At 60.4% G+C, this 15,191-nt stretch carries 18 protein-coding genes; 5 read left to right on the forward strand and 13 right to left on the reverse strand.

The window, feature by feature from the left end; all coding sequences use genetic code 11:
- Window position 1 precedes the first annotated feature (1 nt).
- Both paaG and paaF read right to left on the reverse strand, forming a co-directional pair.
- Window positions 2-793 carry a 2-(1,2-epoxy-1,2-dihydrophenyl)acetyl-CoA isomerase PaaG gene (gene paaG / locus PMI37_RS07695; protein ID WP_008079634.1) on the reverse strand — a complete coding sequence of 264 codons (792 nt, stop codon included), beginning with the start codon at window positions 791-793 and terminating at the stop codon, window positions 2-4.
- A gap of 33 nt (window positions 794-826) precedes the next feature.
- Window positions 827-1,597: a 2,3-dehydroadipyl-CoA hydratase PaaF gene (gene paaF / locus PMI37_RS07700; protein WP_008079635.1), complete on the reverse strand. Its 771-nt coding sequence runs from the start codon at window positions 1,595-1,597 to the stop codon at window positions 827-829.
- Between the two features lie 370 nt (window positions 1,598-1,967).
- Between paaF and paaY the strand changes: the two genes are divergently transcribed.
- From paaY to feaR, 3 genes are all read left to right on the forward strand, one after another.
- A complete protein-coding gene (gene paaY / locus PMI37_RS07705) occupies window positions 1,968-2,561 on the forward strand; it encodes a phenylacetic acid degradation protein PaaY (RefSeq protein WP_008079636.1) in 594 nt (197 codons plus the stop codon).
- Window positions 2,562-2,729: 168 nt separating this feature from the next.
- Window positions 2,730-3,653 (forward strand): phenylacetic acid degradation operon negative regulatory protein PaaX, encoded by a 924-nt coding sequence (gene paaX / locus PMI37_RS07710; protein ID WP_008079637.1) that lies wholly within the window; start codon window positions 2,730-2,732, stop codon window positions 3,651-3,653.
- Between the two features lie 84 nt (window positions 3,654-3,737).
- On the forward strand, window positions 3,738-4,652 hold the full coding sequence (gene feaR, locus PMI37_RS07715) for a transcriptional regulator FeaR (RefSeq protein ID WP_008079638.1): 915 nt from the start codon (window positions 3,738-3,740) through the stop codon (window positions 4,650-4,652).
- 3 nt (window positions 4,653-4,655) lie between these two features.
- Here feaR and PMI37_RS07720 read toward each other — a convergent pair whose 3' ends face one another.
- From PMI37_RS07720 to PMI37_RS07740, 5 genes are all read right to left on the reverse strand, one after another.
- Window positions 4,656-5,177 carry a c-type cytochrome gene (locus tag PMI37_RS07720; protein WP_008079639.1) on the reverse strand — a complete coding sequence of 174 codons (522 nt, stop codon included), beginning with the start codon at window positions 5,175-5,177 and terminating at the stop codon, window positions 4,656-4,658.
- Window positions 5,178-5,301: 124 nt separating this feature from the next.
- A complete protein-coding gene (locus PMI37_RS07725) occupies window positions 5,302-5,823 on the reverse strand; it encodes a methylamine dehydrogenase light chain (RefSeq protein WP_008079640.1) in 522 nt (173 codons plus the stop codon).
- Window positions 5,824-5,837: 14 nt separating this feature from the next.
- Window positions 5,838-6,464 carry a methylamine dehydrogenase accessory protein MauD gene (mauD, locus tag PMI37_RS07730; protein ID WP_008079641.1) on the reverse strand — a complete coding sequence of 209 codons (627 nt, stop codon included), beginning with the start codon at window positions 6,462-6,464 and terminating at the stop codon, window positions 5,838-5,840.
- A gap of 3 nt (window positions 6,465-6,467) precedes the next feature.
- Window positions 6,468-7,007 carry a MauE/DoxX family redox-associated membrane protein gene (locus tag PMI37_RS07735; protein WP_008079642.1) on the reverse strand — a complete coding sequence of 180 codons (540 nt, stop codon included), beginning with the start codon at window positions 7,005-7,007 and terminating at the stop codon, window positions 6,468-6,470.
- A 12-nt stretch (window positions 7,008-7,019) separates the two neighbouring features.
- Window positions 7,020-8,168 (reverse strand): amine dehydrogenase large subunit, encoded by a 1,149-nt coding sequence (locus PMI37_RS07740; RefSeq protein ID WP_008079643.1) that lies wholly within the window; start codon window positions 8,166-8,168, stop codon window positions 7,020-7,022.
- Between the two features lie 344 nt (window positions 8,169-8,512).
- Here PMI37_RS07740 and PMI37_RS07745 point away from each other — a divergent pair, with 344 nt between their 5' ends.
- Window positions 8,513-8,905, forward strand: a complete 393-nt coding sequence (locus PMI37_RS07745; protein ID WP_008079644.1) for a c-type cytochrome — start codon at window positions 8,513-8,515, stop codon at window positions 8,903-8,905.
- On the forward strand, window positions 8,902-10,392 hold the full coding sequence (locus PMI37_RS07750) for an aldehyde dehydrogenase family protein (protein ID WP_008079645.1): 1,491 nt from the start codon (window positions 8,902-8,904) through the stop codon (window positions 10,390-10,392). Before PMI37_RS07745 ends, PMI37_RS07750 begins: the two co-directional genes overlap by 4 nt.
- Window positions 10,393-10,498: 106 nt before the next feature.
- Here the strand turns inward: PMI37_RS07750 and PMI37_RS07755 are convergent, their stop codons facing one another.
- The 6 genes from PMI37_RS07755 to PMI37_RS07780 form a co-directional block, all read right to left on the reverse strand.
- Window positions 10,499-10,696, reverse strand: coding sequence for a helix-turn-helix transcriptional regulator (locus PMI37_RS07755; protein ID WP_008079647.1), 198 nt, complete (start codon window positions 10,694-10,696; stop codon window positions 10,499-10,501).
- The gene (locus PMI37_RS07760) at window positions 10,693-11,067 is read right to left on the reverse strand and encodes a hypothetical protein (RefSeq protein ID WP_008079650.1); all 375 of its coding nucleotides are present in this window, start codon (window positions 11,065-11,067) and stop codon (window positions 10,693-10,695) included. Before PMI37_RS07760 ends, PMI37_RS07755 begins: the two co-directional genes overlap by 4 nt.
- A 139-nt stretch (window positions 11,068-11,206) precedes the next feature.
- Window positions 11,207-11,686 (reverse strand): copper chaperone PCu(A)C, encoded by a 480-nt coding sequence (locus PMI37_RS07765; protein ID WP_008079651.1) that lies wholly within the window; start codon window positions 11,684-11,686, stop codon window positions 11,207-11,209.
- Window positions 11,686-12,291, reverse strand: a complete 606-nt coding sequence (locus tag PMI37_RS07770) for an SCO family protein (protein ID WP_008079652.1) — start codon at window positions 12,289-12,291, stop codon at window positions 11,686-11,688. The genes PMI37_RS07765 and PMI37_RS07770 overlap by 1 nt, the downstream gene beginning before the upstream one ends.
- Window positions 12,292-12,447: 156 nt before the next feature.
- Window positions 12,448-13,848, reverse strand: a complete 1,401-nt coding sequence (locus PMI37_RS07775; RefSeq protein WP_008079653.1) for an efflux transporter outer membrane subunit — start codon at window positions 13,846-13,848, stop codon at window positions 12,448-12,450.
- Window positions 13,849-14,038: 190 nt separating this feature from the next.
- Window positions 14,039-14,833, reverse strand: coding sequence for a helix-turn-helix transcriptional regulator (locus PMI37_RS07780; RefSeq protein WP_008079654.1), 795 nt, complete (start codon window positions 14,831-14,833; stop codon window positions 14,039-14,041).
- Between the last annotated feature and the right edge of the window lie 358 nt (window positions 14,834-15,191).

Raw genomic sequence — 15,191 nt, forward strand, 5'->3', positions numbered from 1 at the left:
TTCAGCGACCCTTGAACGCTGGGGTGCGTTTGTCCATGAAGGCGCTGACGCCTTCGCGGTAATCCTCGCTGCGCCCGGCCAGCCGTTGCAGGTCGCGCTCCAGCTCAAGCTGTTCATCGAAGGTGTTGCTGAGGCTGGCGTTGAGGCTGCGTTTGATCAGCGCCAGACCGTAAGTCGGTTGCGTGGCCAGGTGGCGGGCGAGGGTCAGGGCTTCGTCGCGCAATTGCGCATCGTCGACGCAGCGGTAGATCAGCCCCCATTGCTCGGCCTGTTCGGCGCTCAAACGGTTGCCGAGCAAGGCCAGGGCTTTGGCGCGGGCCATGCCGACCAGTCGCGGCAACGTCCAGGTGCCGCCGGAATCCGGGATCAGGCCGATTTTGCAGAACGCCTGAATGAAGCTCGCCGAACGCGCTGCCAGCACCAGATCGCAGGCCAGCGGAATGTTCGCCCCGGCCCCGGCCGCAACGCCGTTGACCGCGCAAATCACCGGCATCGGCAGATCGCGCAACTGGCGGATCAGCGGGTTGTAGAAGGTTTCGATCGATACGCCGAGATCCGGCGCCTCGGTGCCCGGCGCGACGTTGCGGTCGCTGAGGTCTTGCCCGGCGCAGAAGCCGCGACCTTCACCAGTCAGCAGCAGCACTCGCACTTCAGGGTTTTGCCGCACCTGCTTCAGCGCTTCTTTGACCTCCAGGTGCATGGCGGTGTTGAAGCTGTTCAGTTGCTCGGGCCGGTTGAGGCTGAGCAGGGCGACGCCGGCCTCGATGGAAAACAGGATGTGTTCGAAGTTCATGGGCAAGGCTCTCCGGGAGATCGTTCGATTCGATTACTGGCCGCGAAACTGCGGCGCACGCTTGTCTTGAAAGGCGCGGATGCCTTCATCGCGGTCGGCGGTGCCGGCCAGCAACGTAAAGGCGTGGCGCTCGAAACGCAGGCCGCTGGCCAAATCGGTGTCCATCGCCTTGAGCAGCGCTTCCTTGGCCAGACGCACGGCCAATGGCGCTTTCGCGGCGATGGCGTGGGCGATCTGCACGGCGCGTTCGACGGTGAATTCCGGCTGGGTGATTTCGCTGACCAGACCGGCGCGCAGGGCGTGGCGGGCGTCGATGGCTTCGCCGGTGAGCACCATTTGCATCGCCAGGGATTTACCCACGGCACGCAGCAAACGTTGGGTGCCACCAGCGCCGGGCATGATCCCGAGGTTGATTTCCGGCTGACCGAAACGCGCGTCTTCGCCGGCAATCAGGATGTCGGCGTGCATCGCCAGCTCACAGCCGCCACCGAGGGCGAAGCCGTTGACGGCGGCGATCAGCGGCTTGCTGAAGCGGGTGATGGTTTGCCACGAGGCTTGGCGCGGGTCATTGAGGATGCCGACCAGATCGCGCTCGGCCATTTCCTTGATGTCGGCGCCGGCGGCGAAGGCTTTGCGGCTGCCGGTCAGCACCACGGCGCGGGTGTCGGGGTCGGCTTCGGCGGCGCTCAGTTCAGCGGCGAGTTCGCCGAGCAGTTCGGTATTAAGGGCATTCAAGGCCTGCGGACGTTGCAGGGTGATCAGGCGCACAGCTTGCAACTGTTCAACGGCCAGTGTTTGAGGCATGGCAAAGGCCCTCACGGAGCACGCTCGGCTAGTGCCGGCTTGTTGTTGGTTCGACGTCAGGCGTCGGTTTTGCCGGAGTATAGGCTTAACGTGATACGTAAATGCAAGATTGAAATGTGATTAATGTGTCTTAAAGGTAGGCCGGTAAAATTTAAATCACGTTTCTGGTTGTTCGATGTAATTGGATAATAGATTGATATAGAACGGATATTATTTGATTTGCTTGATCGCTGAATGCCGAAGAACGGTGTTCGGCAAAAGCGATACGCTTTTCATGCTTCACTGCATCGAAATGATGTGATACAAATCAAGCCTGTTTACGCATCGCTTTGCGTATCTCACCGCACAACGTCCACCAAAGGAGCCTGCGATGACCTGTTACAGCCTTGATGGACTGACCCCGGTGGTTGACCCTTCGGCCTATGTGCATCCGTCAGCGGTGTTGATCGGCGACGTGATCATCGGCCCGCATTGTTATGTCGGGCCGCTGGCGAGTTTGCGCGGCGACTTCGGCCGCATCGTGCTGGAAGAGGGCGCTAATTTGCAGGACACCTGCGTGATGCACGGCTTTCCCGACAGCGACACGGTGGTCGAGTGCAACGGCCATATCGGCCACGGCGCGGTGTTGCACGGTTGCCGGATCGGCGCTGATGCGCTGGTCGGGATGAATGCGGTGGTGATGGACAACGCACGAATTGGTGCACGCTCGTTTGTCTCGGCGGCGGCGTTCGTCAAAGCAGGATTTGAATGCCCGGAACAGTCATTGGTGATGGGCGCACCGGCGAGTATCAAGCGCGAATTGAGCGATCAGGAAGTGGCGTGGAAACAGGCCGGTACTCGCGAGTATCAGGCGCTGGCCCAGCGTTGCCTGACGCAGATGCAGGTGTGCGAACCGCTGAGCGAACCTGAAGCGGATCGCCCGCGGATCAGCGACAGCGGCTTGCGCCCAAAAGCATCCCTGTGAGGTGGAGCCTTTGTGGCGAGGGGATTTATCCCCGTTGGGCTGCGCAGCGGCCCCAAAATCTTCAGGGTCGCTGCGCAACCCATCGGGGATAAATCCCCTCACCACAGGGTTCACTCCTACAGGTTTTGATTCGGTATATTCCTTCCTTTTTCATTGTCCGGTACGCCCATGTCATCGCTGACACCTTTGAACCACCTCATCACCCGTTTCCAGGAGCAGACGCCGATCCGCGCCAGTTCCTTGATCATCACGTTGTACGGGGATGCCATCGAGCCCCATGGCGGCACGGTGTGGCTGGGCAGTCTGATCCAGTTGCTCGAACCGATCGGCATCAACGAACGGCTGATCCGCACCTCGATTTTTCGTCTGACCAAAGAAGGCTGGCTGACCGCCGAAAAAGTCGGCCGCCGCAGTTACTACAGCCTCACCGGCACCGGGCGCCGACGCTTCGATAAGGCCTTCAAGCGCGTGTACAGCTCAACCGTGCCGGCGTGGGACGGTTCGTGGTGCCTGGCGATGCTCACGCAATTGAGCCAGGACAAGCGCAAGCAAGTGCGCGAAGAACTCGAGTGGCAAGGTTTTGGTGCGATTTCTCCGGCCGTACTGGCGTGCCCGCGCAGTGATCGCGCCGACGTCAACGCGACGCTGCAAGACCTCGGCGCGCTCGAAGACACCATCGTTTTCGAAACCACCGCGCAAGACGTATTGGCCTCCAAAGCCCTGCGTGCACAGGTGCGCGAGAGCTGGAACATCGAGGAACTGGCGGCGCATTACAGCGAGTTCATCCAATTGTTCCGACCGCTCTGGCAAGCACTGCGCGAGCAGGAAAACCTGCTGCCGGCCGACTGCTTCATGGCACGTCTTCTGCTTATTCATGAATACCGCAAACTGTTGCTGCGCGACCCGCAACTGCCTGACGAATTGCTCCCCGGCGATTGGGAAGGCCGCGCTGCCCGCCAGTTGTGCCGCAACATTTACCGATTGATCTACGCCAAGGCCGAAGAGTGGCTGAACACTGCGCTGGAAACCGCTGACGGGCCGTTGCCGGATGTCGGCGAGAGTTTCTATCGACGTTTTGGCGGCTTGAAATAAGCTCCACAACGAGGGAGCCGCACTGTTCAGGAAGAACGCTTGGATTGACGTAGATAATAAAAACAAGCCTGCGTGAGGCCAGACATGATTTCTTCAACTGCACAACGCCGTGACGGCTTCGATCAATGGATCCATCAGATCAATCAGATCTGTGGCGCCTTCAACGCGCAAACCCTCGGCGCCGATTTCTCCGGGCGCATTCGCGAGTACCAAAGCGGTGCGCTCAAGCTGAGTTTTGTCGACGCCTGCCAAGCGCGGCTGTATCGCACGCCGACGGAAATCGCTGCCGGCGAGGGCGGTAAATATTTTGCCGTGTTCCAGCTCGAAGGCTCGGCGGGCATGGCTCAGGGCGACAACAAAGCGCTGCTCTCGGCGGGCGACATCACCCTGATCGACGCCTCGCGCCCGAGCGATTTCACTTACCACGAAAACTCGCGGCAACTGTCGCTGATCCTGCCGACGCACCTGGTCGAGAAGACCCTGCGCTTCAATCAGGTCAAGTGCGGCCACCGCATCCCGGCGAGTTCGCCGATGGCCATGCTCTCGCACCATTTGATTCTCGACGCGACGCGGCAGAAGAACCTTAGCCTGAGCGAAAGCGAAGCGACGCTGGAGGCGATTGTCAGCCTGCTGCGCCCGGCGATCAGCCACAGCGAAGATTGCAGTGATCTGCATGAGCGGATCTTTCAGAAGACCTTGGCGTGTATCGACGAGCACATTCGCTGCGAAGAACTCTGTCCGGAATGGCTTGCGCGAGAAGTCGGGATGTCGGTGCGCGGGCTGTACCGGATCTTTGCAAAAAAGGGTCTGGTGGTGGCGCGCTACATCAAGAATCGGCGACTGGATTTGTGCGCCGAATCGCTGCGCCAAGCCGGGGCTGAGCAGAAGCTCTCGGTGTTCGGTTATTCCTGGGGCTTTTCCGATTCGAGCCATTTTTCCACGGCATTCAAATCACGATTCGGCATTGCGCCGGGGGAGTACCGCAGGCAGCACACCTGAGGCTCAGTAGTGCATGCCGTCGTCGATGGCGATGCCTTGCGCGCGCATGGCTTTGATCAGCTCTGCGCGGGTGCCCGGCAGGTTGAGCATGGTTTCGTGGCGCAACTGCGCAATCTCGTCAGCGCTGTACGGCTGATAGTGCGCGGGTGTGCTTTTACCGGCCATGCCGTCCTCGCGAATCAGCCAATTGAGCAGGTCGGCCAGTTGCGCGTTGTTCAGCGCTGACTGCGACATACCCGGCACGCGCACCAGAAACTCCCGGCCACCGGGCACCTTCAGGAAGTTGCCGACAAAACCGGTCAGGCGCGGTGTGTCGTTGGCGGCTGAGCCGGTGCCGTCGGGCAAATGGCAGCCGGCGCATTGCAATTGGTAGTTCACGCCGACGCTGTAACCCGCCTGGGCGATGGGCGTTTGCGGCGATTCATTACCCGGCGCATGCCGCTGATTGGGGTTGGGAATGGCCCGGGCGTAAACCGCTGGTGCGGCCAACACCAAAGCCAGACCCATCACGAACAAATGACGCATAACACCCCCTGAAAATTCCCCCGGTAGGAGCTGCCGAAGGCTGCGATCTTTTGATCTTGATCTAAAAACAACGTCAAATGATCGCAGCCTGCGGCAGCTCCTACAGGGGTTTTTGGTGATCAAGTCAGACGGCGACGCCGCGAATAATCGAAACCGTGCAGTGGTAGATGTGCGATTTCGCCGCCAGGCACCAGTTCACGTCGTTGTTGTTGAACGGCCGGTACGCCGGTTCTTCGCTGTCGTTGCGCGTACACGCGCACTGCGCGCAGCTCTGCTTACCGCAGCAATCGTTGTACGAAATGATGTAATCCTTGCCGTCCGCCGGGTTGCGGCAGGTGCCGATCCAGGTCACTTGCGAGGCTTCGGTGCCGGGTGGGCACGAGGTCACTGAGCCGCCGCAGCAACTGCACAGAAAGCCGTCAATCGAGCAGTAACGCCAGTAGTCGCAGCTGTTCGGATCACCCGGATCGCCCGCTTTGGGATTGTCCGCCGCCAGCGCCTTGCTGGTGCGATCTAGCGGTAACAGCAGCGGCAGTGCGGCGCCGGCGACCATCAGCGAGCCCATGCGCGCCAGCAGTTTGCGTCGCGACGTGGTGTCAGCCACACGGCGGGTCGAGCGCTCAAAGAGCAGATCCAGCAGTTTCATAATCGTCTCCCTGCTCAGTGGCTGTGGCTATGGCCGTGACTGTGGTCATGCGGCTGCGGCTGGCTGTTGAGGTATTCCTGCAGCGTGGCGCTGTGCAGGTGTTCAACCTCGAACAGGCTGTCGAGATGCTCGCGGGAATTGACCAGACCTTTGGCGCGCAAGGTGCCGGATTTGTCGATCAGCGCCGCGTACGGCAGCTTGCCGATCTGGTAGGTCATGCCGACTTCCGGGCCGACCACGTAGGTCATGTCGTCGAGTTTGTGTTCGCGGATCAGCGCTTGCTGGGCGTCCATGTCGCCGTCGCTGATAAACACCACGTCGAGGCGATCGGCTTGTTGCTTGGCGATGGATTTGATCGCCGGCAGCAGCGATTTGCAGATCGGGCAGGTCGGCGAGAGGAAGAACAGCAACTGGTTCTTCTCGCCGGCATAACCGAAGTTGACCGGGCGACCGTGGCGATCAGCCGCGGTGACTTGCGGCGCCGCTTCGTTGACCGCCACACCCTTATCGACCATCAGCGCACCGGCCGGAGCAATGCGCCCGTGCAGCACGCCGATCTGCCGAACCAGGCCCATCACCGCGAACGCCAGCGCAATCAGCAACACCCACAACAGCACGTTGGAAATCATCAGACCTTGCATAAATCACCTACCAATCAATTTGAGCAGAAGAGGGGAGTTGGCCAGCAAGCCGTCGGCGGCGGCGTAGATCAGCAGCGCAACAGCACTGGCGGCGACGGTGACAAAACCGTCGAAGAAACCCAGGTCGCGAACGATCGGAGTGCTGGTCGCCAGTAACGCCAAAGCCACCAACACCGCGTTGCGCGCCAGCAGAATCGGGCGCAACGGTTGCGCTTGATCCTGCCCGGCACAGCCGCAGTCGATGTCGCGGCGACCGCGCCACAGGTTGATGCCGATAGCCGCGGCGTACAGCGCGATCAACACCGCTGCGCTGACCGCTGCGATCGCGCGGCTGAACGGCACCAGCAGGGCAAAAGCGATGAGCAATTCCAGCAACGGAATCACTCGGCCAATCGGTCGCACCAACGCTTCAGGCAGCAACTGATAGTCCGCAAGTTGCCGGGCAAACCGCCCCGGTGCGCGCAACTTGTGCGTCGCCGCGCTGGCCAGCAGCACGGCGACGGCCAGCGCACTGGCGATGATGAAAATCGGGTCAAGGGTCATGACTGAACCTCCTCAGTAGCTCATGACTTGCGTCGCGGTTTTCGCAACTTTCGGCATGCTCGATTGAAGCTTGTTGGTGCTCAGATCGAAGACCTGCAAACCGCCCTCGACGTCAGCGCCGAGCAGCAACGGTTTGTCGTCGCCAGTGGCTTGCAGGCTCCAGACCGGTGTCGGTGCTTCGAGGGTCGCGACCTTCTTGCCGGTCTTGATATCGAACGCCCAGATCAGCGTGCTCGGGTCTTCCCACTTCATCGCTTCATGGGCGTCATGCATCAGCACGTACAAACGATCGAGCTTCGGTGCGACCGCCATCAACTGCCAGCCGCCAGGAGCCCAACCGGTTTTCTTTTCGGCATCGTTGACCAGCGACCACGACGGCAGAATCTTCGGCGCGTCGCCGGCAAAGTCGACCGGGCGCACGGTGCCGGTGGTGGTAACGAAGTAGTAAGTGTCGCCGACGTTGACCGCGCGCTCGTTGAGCTTCTCTGCATTCGGGTCGAAGAACGGCGTGCGGCTGCGCGCGGTTTCCTGGCCCTGATCATTGAGGGTGACCACTTGCAGGCTGCCGTCGCCGCACAGCGAGGCGAAGCGGCGGTTGCCGACCGGGTAATTGAGCACGCAACCAGGGATGGCGATTTCGCTGCTGACTGCGTGGGACTGGGTGTCGACCACGGTCACCGAGGTCGATGGGGTGAAGTTGTAGACGTACACGAAGCGGTCATCGCCGCTCGGTTTCAGGCCGTAGCGCTGGGTCAGGGATTCGGCGCGTTTGCTTGGAATCACCACTTCCCAGGACGGCGACAGCGTCGAGGTGTCCCACGCGGTGAGCACGTCGGTGCGGGTGCCGCGAGTGCCGCGCGAGTAGAACAAGTCGGCGCTGTACAGGGTTTTGCGGTCATGGCTCAGGGCCGATGGCGCGGCAAAACCGGTCGGCACCATGCCGAGGATTTTCTGCTTGTCGGGATCGACCACGGTGACGCGGCCCATCACGAAACTTTCGAATTCGACGTCGACCACATAAGCGCGGTGCGCTTCGGGCGGGAACGCCAGCGTGGTCTGGCCGATGGTGTCGGGCGGCAGATCGGCATGGGCGCTGTTCAAGCCGAGCATCAGCAGGCTCAAGCCCAGCGCTGACGGTACGGTGATCCGGTTGGTTCGCATTGAAGGGGGACTCCCTGACTGGTGCCCTGAAAAGTGGGTGCCAGTGGATTCTGCCTCTGCGGCGAAACCGGGGAATTGCTGTGTCTGCCAAGTGCTTGTGTGTCTGTGCCAGTCGCAATTGGCAGCCTTGCCAACACGACTGGCAGGCAGGGCAAAACCTGCTTTGGCGGCAGGTCAGACAATCCCATCAGCTAACTGGCAACACAAATCCCCTTGTAGGAGTGAGCCTGCTCGCGATAGCGGTGTGTCAGCCAACACTGATGTTGCATGTGATGACGTCATCGCGAGCAGGCTCACTCCTACAGTGGATACGTGTATTCACTGATTTTTTGGATGTGTCTTCTATGTCCCTGCTCAGATTTGCATGTGCTTCGTTGTTTTCTCTGACACTCGCCCAAGCCGCCGTTGCCGCCGATTGCGCGGCGGATTCATCCCACGGCGCACAAATTTTCAATACCGAATGCGGCGTCTGCCACGCGGTTAAAAAAGACGTCAGCGGCATGATGGGGCCCAACCTCAACGGCGTGATCGGGCGCAAGTCCGGTTCGCTGGCAGGCTTCAGCTATTCCCAGGCGATGCGCAGCAAAGACGTCACCTGGCAGGCCGAGACCATCGCCGAACTGATCACCCAACCCCAGGCCTACGTGCCTGGCACTTACATGCCCTACATGGGGCTGGCCTCGAAAGATGACCGTGAGGCCGTGGTGTGTTTCCTCAAATCCAAGGAGGCTTTATGAGCAACGTTGCAATGCTGCCGCAAGTCGCGGCGTTCATTGATCGTCGACATGGCTGCTTTATCGATGGCCAGTGGCAATTCGCTGACGGGCCGACGATTGCCGTGGTCGATCCGGCCACCGGCCAGATCTTGTGCGAAACCCTCGATGCGCCGACCGAACTGGTCGAGCGCGCGGTGCAGTCTTCGCATGCCGCGTTCAAGTCTGGCGTGTGGTCGGGGCTGCGCCCGGCCGATCGCGAGCGCATCTTGCTGAATTTCACCCGCCTGGTTGAGGAGCACGGCGAAGAGCTGGCGCAACTGGAAACCCTCAGCCAGGGCAAGTCGATCAACATGGCCCGCGCGCTGGACGTCAACGCCACCGTGGAGTTCATGCGCTACATGTCCGGCTGGGCGACCAAGATCGAAGGGCAGACCTTTGACGTGTCGATTCCGCTACCGCCGGGAACAAAATTCACTACCTTCGCCAAGCGTGAGCCGGTGGGTGTGGTGGTCGGCATCGTGCCGTGGAATTTTCCATTGATGATCGCCGCGTGGAAGTTGATGCCGGCGCTGGCCACCGGTTGCACGGTGGTGATCAAACCGGCGATGGAAACCCCGCTGACCGCAATGCGTCTGGCTGAATTGGCACTGGAGGCGGGTATTCCGCCGGGCGTTTTTAACGTGGTCACGGGTAGCGGTGCTTCGGTCGGTGGTGCGTTGACGGCGCATCCGTTGGTGAGCAAGGTGTCGTTCACTGGCTCGACTGCAGTGGGTAAAACCGTTGGCGTGGCGTGCATGGCCAACATGACCCGTTTTGCGCTGGAACTGGGTGGCAAGAACCCGATGATTCTGCTGGCTGATGCCGACATTGAGAAAGCCATTCAAGGCGCGATTCTCGGTGGCTTGCTGAACAACGGTCAGGTGTGTGCGGCCGCGTCGCGCTTCTATGTGCATCGGTCGATTCACGACCAGTTTGTCGAAGGTCTCGCGGCAGTGGTTTCGGCGATGCCGATTGGCGCGGGAATGAACTGCGAGGCAGCGATCAATCCGTTGGTGTCACGCAAGCAGCAACAGAGCGTGCTCAAGCACATCGAACTGGCCAAGCGCGAAGGCGCGCGGGTGGTGTGTGGCGGTGAGTTGCTCGAGGGTGAGGGTTTTTACGTGCAGCCGACGGTGTTGGCGGACGTTGATCACAGCATGGCCGTGGCCCGTGAAGAAGTGTTCGGTCCGGTGTTGGCGGTGATTGCGTTTGACGATGAAGACACGATGATCGAACTGGCCAATGACAATCCGTATGGCTTGGCGGCGAGTTTGTGGACCAATGATTTGAGCAAAGCGATGAACCTGGTGCCGCGTATTGAAGCGGGCACGGTGTGGGTCAACGCGCACGTGCTGCTCGACCCGGCAATGCCGTTTGGCGGGGTCAAGCAATCCGGGATGGGGCGAGAGTTTGGCAGGACGGTGATCGAGGCCTACACCGAACTAAAATCCGTGTGCATCGCCCACTGACATCAAATCCTGTAGGAGCTGCGGCACGCTGCGATCTTTTGATCCTGCTTTTAAAAAACAAAATCAAAAGATCGCAGCGTGCCGCAACTCCTACAGGGGGATCGGGTCAGGCTTCACCGTCGTTGAAGATGCTTTCTATGGGCATTTCGAACGCGCGGGCAATCTGGAATGCCAGCGGCAAGCTTGGGTCGTAGCGTTCGTTTTCGATCGCATTGATGGTCTGGCGCGACACGTTCAGGCGTTCCGCCAGATCGACCTGTGACCACTTACGCTCAGCGCGCAGTTCCTTCAGACGGTTTTTCATTGGTAGCGGCGTCGCGCAATCTGCAGACCAACAATCCACATCAGACCCATCACCGGCCACACGCATGTCCACGGAATGTGCGGCGCGCCGACGTTTTCCAGAAAGCCATAACTGAAGGTCAGCAGTGCCGAGGCGGCGAAGGCAAAACCGAGGGCTTCGAACTGGATGCGCAGATGCATTTCATCCATGCGCCGCATGTTGCGCACGATGGCCCAACACATCAGGCCTGCCGGAATGACCGGGGCCAGAGCCACCAAGGATCGCAGAAAAATGTTGGCGTCCAGCAGGGGTTGGCTGGCGATCAGGGAAAGGCTCAACACCAGCACATAGAGAACCAATGCGGCGCCCATTTCGAGGTAGTAACGGTTCATGCTTCACTTCCTGTGTAAAAGACCCTTTACATCCTCGCCGAAGAATTTCCCGATGTAAAGCACGCTTTCCATCAGCGCAAAAAAACGGGGCGGCATGATCGTTAATCATGCCGCCCCGCGGGTGTTTCAGTCAGTCAGATCAGTGCATTTTGCTGTGATCGTGACCTTCCATGTTGGTCAGCGCGCGCACCGGGGCTTTGACCTCGATGGTTTCTTTCTCGCCCTTGGCGTTCTCGACGGTCAGGGTCAGCGGCACGCTTTCGCCTTCTTTCAGTTGACCGGTCAGGCCCATCAGCATCACGTGGTAGCCGTTCGGATCAAGCTTGACGGCTTTGCCGGCCGGCAGCTCGACGAATTTCACCGGGCCCATGCTCATGACGTCGTTCTTCATGGTCATTTCGTGAATTTGCACGTCTTTGGCCACCGGCGTGGCGACGCTGAGCAGTTTGCTGTCGCTGTCGGCGGTGAGGGTCATGAATGCGCCGCTGGCGGTCTGGGTCGGCACCGTGGCGCGGACCCAGGCGTCGTCGACTTTGGTCTGGGCCGACGCCTGGAACGCCAGGCCCATCAGCGACAGGGTCAGTGCGGCGCGTTTGATGTGGTTCAGAACAGGGTGCATCAGCAAACCTCCATAACAGTAAGCAAATCTTCCGTGCATTGTTCTGCCGAAAGCGAAGTGGACAGACCCAGGCGCAGACCGCCGTTGGAGTCGTAAACGTAACTGGTGGCGGTATGCGAGATGGTGTAGGTGTCGCCGGCCGGGACTTTCTCGTAGAACACGTCGAATTCCTTGGCGGTGGCCGCGGTTTCCTCAAGCGTGCCGTACAGCGCAACGAAGGTCGGATCGAAGGCTTTCATGTAGGCGTCGAGGATTTCCGGCGTGTCGCGCTCGGGATCGAGGCTGATGAAAATCACCTGCAAGCGGTCGCCATCGGCGCCCATCAGCTTCTTGATTTTTGCCGCGCGGGCGAGGGTGGTCGGGCAGACTGCCGGGCACTGGGTGAAGCCGAAAAACACCATCGGCATCATGCCGCGAAAGCTCGACAGCGTCATGGTTTCGCCATCGGTGTTCTTCAGTTTGAAGGTGCGCCCCATTATCTTGTTACTCAGATCCTTGCCGTACTTGTACGACAGTTGGCCGCGGGTGTCGCAGCCGGCGAGCAGGCCGAGCCCGAGTACGCCCATTCCCGCAAGCACCTTGCGGCGAGTCAACAAAGCCGTCATCTAATACCGCCTTTTGCAGCCCGTCAGTCGACAGGACTGGCGGGGGGTTAACCGTAAAAGCGGCGCATGATACCAAACTGAGACCAGACGACGGCTGCGGATCGCCATGCGGTGTGGGATAGGGCGACAAAAGGTGTAAGAAAAAGTGACGTAGGCTCACTGCACGCGCGATTCATCGCCCCGCCAGCCGCCGCCCAGCGCGGTGTACAGGTTGACCTCGGCCACCAGTTGCGCGAGGCGGTCGGTGATCAGACCTTGCTGCGAACTGAACAGCGAACGCTGCGCATCGAGGAACGTCAGGCTACTGTCGACGCCGTTCTTGTAACGGTTCTGCGCGAGGTTGTAATAGGTTTGCGTGGCCGCAACCAGATCGCGTTGCGCCTGCAATTGCTGCTGATAGGTGGCACGCGCCGCGAGCCCGTCGGCGACTTCCTGAAATGCCGTTTGAATCGATTTTTCGTATTCGGCGACAGCGACGTCTTTCTGCAATTTTGAATAATCGAGGCTTGCGCGCAGGCTGCCGGCGTTGAAGATTGGCAGGCTGATTTGTGGCTGAAAAGTCCAGGCGCCAGAACCGCCCGCAAACAGCCCGGAGAGGTCGCGGCTCGAAGTGCCAGCGTTCGCTGTCAGGCTGACACTGGGGAAAAACGCCGCGCGCGCCGCGCCAATATTGGCGTTGGCGGCTTTGAGTTTGTATTCGGCCTGGAGAATGTCCGGGCGTCGTTGCAGCAAGTCCGAGGGCAAGCCGGCCGGCAGTTGCTCGACCAGATCGCTGGCCAGTGGTTGCCCGGGCAAGGACGCCGACACCGGCGTACCGACCAGCAAGGTCAGGCTGTTCAGGTCCTGCGCGACCTGGCGCTGATAGCGCGCCAGGTTGGCCCGTGAACTGTCGACGCTGGTTTGCGCCTGAGCCTGTTCCAGTGCCGAAGATTTGCCGGCCTCGCGGTTGCGCGTGGTCAGGTGCAGGCTCTGCTCGTCGGCGGCGAGGGTGTCGCGGGTCAACTCCAGCAGTTCCTGATCGGCGCGCCAGGTCAGGTAAGCGTTGGCAACGTTCGCCACCAGACTCAACTGCGCACTGCGCCGCGCCTGCTCGGTCGCCAGCCAGGTTTGCAGCGCCTGTTGGCTGAGGCTGCGCACCCGCCCGAAGAAGTCCAGCTCGTAGGCACTGATGCCAAGGTTGACCGCGTAGGTCGAATTGATCAGCGCTTTGCCTTGGGTCACGCTCGGCGGCATGCGCTGGCGTGATTCGCTGGCATTGGCCGACACCGCCGGGTACAGGTCGGCCCGTTGAATGCGGTATTGCGCCTGGAACGCTTCGACATTGAGCGCCGCGACGCGCAGGTCGCGGTTGTTGACCAAGGCGCTTGCGATGAGTTGTTGCAGCGCCGGATCGTTGAACAGCGTGCGCCAGTCTTCAGTGCTGGCCGAGGCCAGCGTCGGCGTCGGCGTCGGGTATTGCGCGGCAATGGGGGCTGCGGGCCGCTGGTAGTCAGGAATCAGGGAGCAGCCGGCCATCAGCATGGCCATGGACAGCAGAGAAAATCGCAACGTCGACATCGAACAGCCTCGTTCAAGAAAGAGCAGATGCTTGTAGTGAACAACCCATAAGCCAGACACTCCCCCCTGTAGGAGCTGCGGCACGCTGCGATCTGTTGATCTGGTTTTTAACAAAGCAGGATCAAAAGATCGCAGCGTGCCGCAGCTCCTACAGGGGGGGGGTGAAGTCAGTGGGGGATTTTGAACCGGCTCAGGCCCCGGCCATCCATTTCGCCAGCCCATGCCGGCCGCTGACTCCCAGTTTCGCCGCGGCGCGTTTGAGGTAAGTCTCGATCGAGCTGTTCTTGACCCGCAGTTTTTCCGCCATCTGCGGCACGGTGCCGCCGGTCAATAAGCCCAGACACACCTCTTTCTCGCGCGCTGACAGAACAATCCCGTTCACCCCGAGACGCTCGTCAAACACCTGCGCCAGCGGCGCCTGATCCAGTTCGGCCAAAGGTTGGCGCGGTTGCCTGGCGAGAGTTTGCCGACTGATCTGCGCATGGCGTTCGATCAGCGGCAGCAGGGTGTCGGAGAGACTCTTGAGAAACGACAGTTCCGGGAGGGAAAACACCCGCTGGGTGCGCGGTCGGTAAAATGAAATGACGCAGCGCCGGTTGGAAGTGCGCGAGACCAGATTGCATTGATGAGCACTGTGCGAGGGGTGTTGCGATTGCAGCGAAGCTCTCAATTGAATCAACAGCGAGTCGTTCATTTCGATCATCTTTTCCAGCAGCGGATGATCGTCCGGGCGCTCCAGCGGATCCGGCGGCGGCAAGGTCTGCGGCAATCCGGCACTGCCCAGTGCCTTGATCTCGACGACGCTGGCCTGTCGCTCGTCCAGCGTCCACTCGCTGAGATCGACCCGGTTGACCGGCACCAGCGTGTCGACCAACTGGAACATGTTCGTGGCGAAGTGAACGTTACCGGTGCTGGCAATCAGTTCGCCCAGTTGCCAATAAAAATGCGGGTTTTCCATGTTGCGAATACTGCCGGTCAGATTCATATCCTTGTCATCCCTGGTTCAGAGCCGTCGCTGAATCGTCCGCCGTCTATGCAAAAGCCGCCCACGCAGTCATTTCTCCTTGAACATGATCTGAGGCGGGATTTAAGCCCATGGCTTTGTCCTACGTCTGTAGGGGAAAACAGGGACACAAAGTGCCACTATTTCTGAAGATTGGCGCCGGGGTTCTGACGGGGGCTGGGGCTGTCGACAGGCGGGAGGTGACCGCTCGGTCACGTCCGAGCCCGTAAAACCGGGTGCGGCGTGATCGCGGCTCAACAGCGCGCGGGCAAATGGCAGCGCTGGTGTGTGGCTCTTTTCCTACAAGCTTTTCAGTATTTCCTCTCCGAATTTTTCGACA

The sequence above is a fragment of the Pseudomonas sp. GM80 genome, assembly GCF_000282515.1.
Classification (GTDB): domain Bacteria; phylum Pseudomonadota; class Gammaproteobacteria; order Pseudomonadales; family Pseudomonadaceae; genus Aquipseudomonas.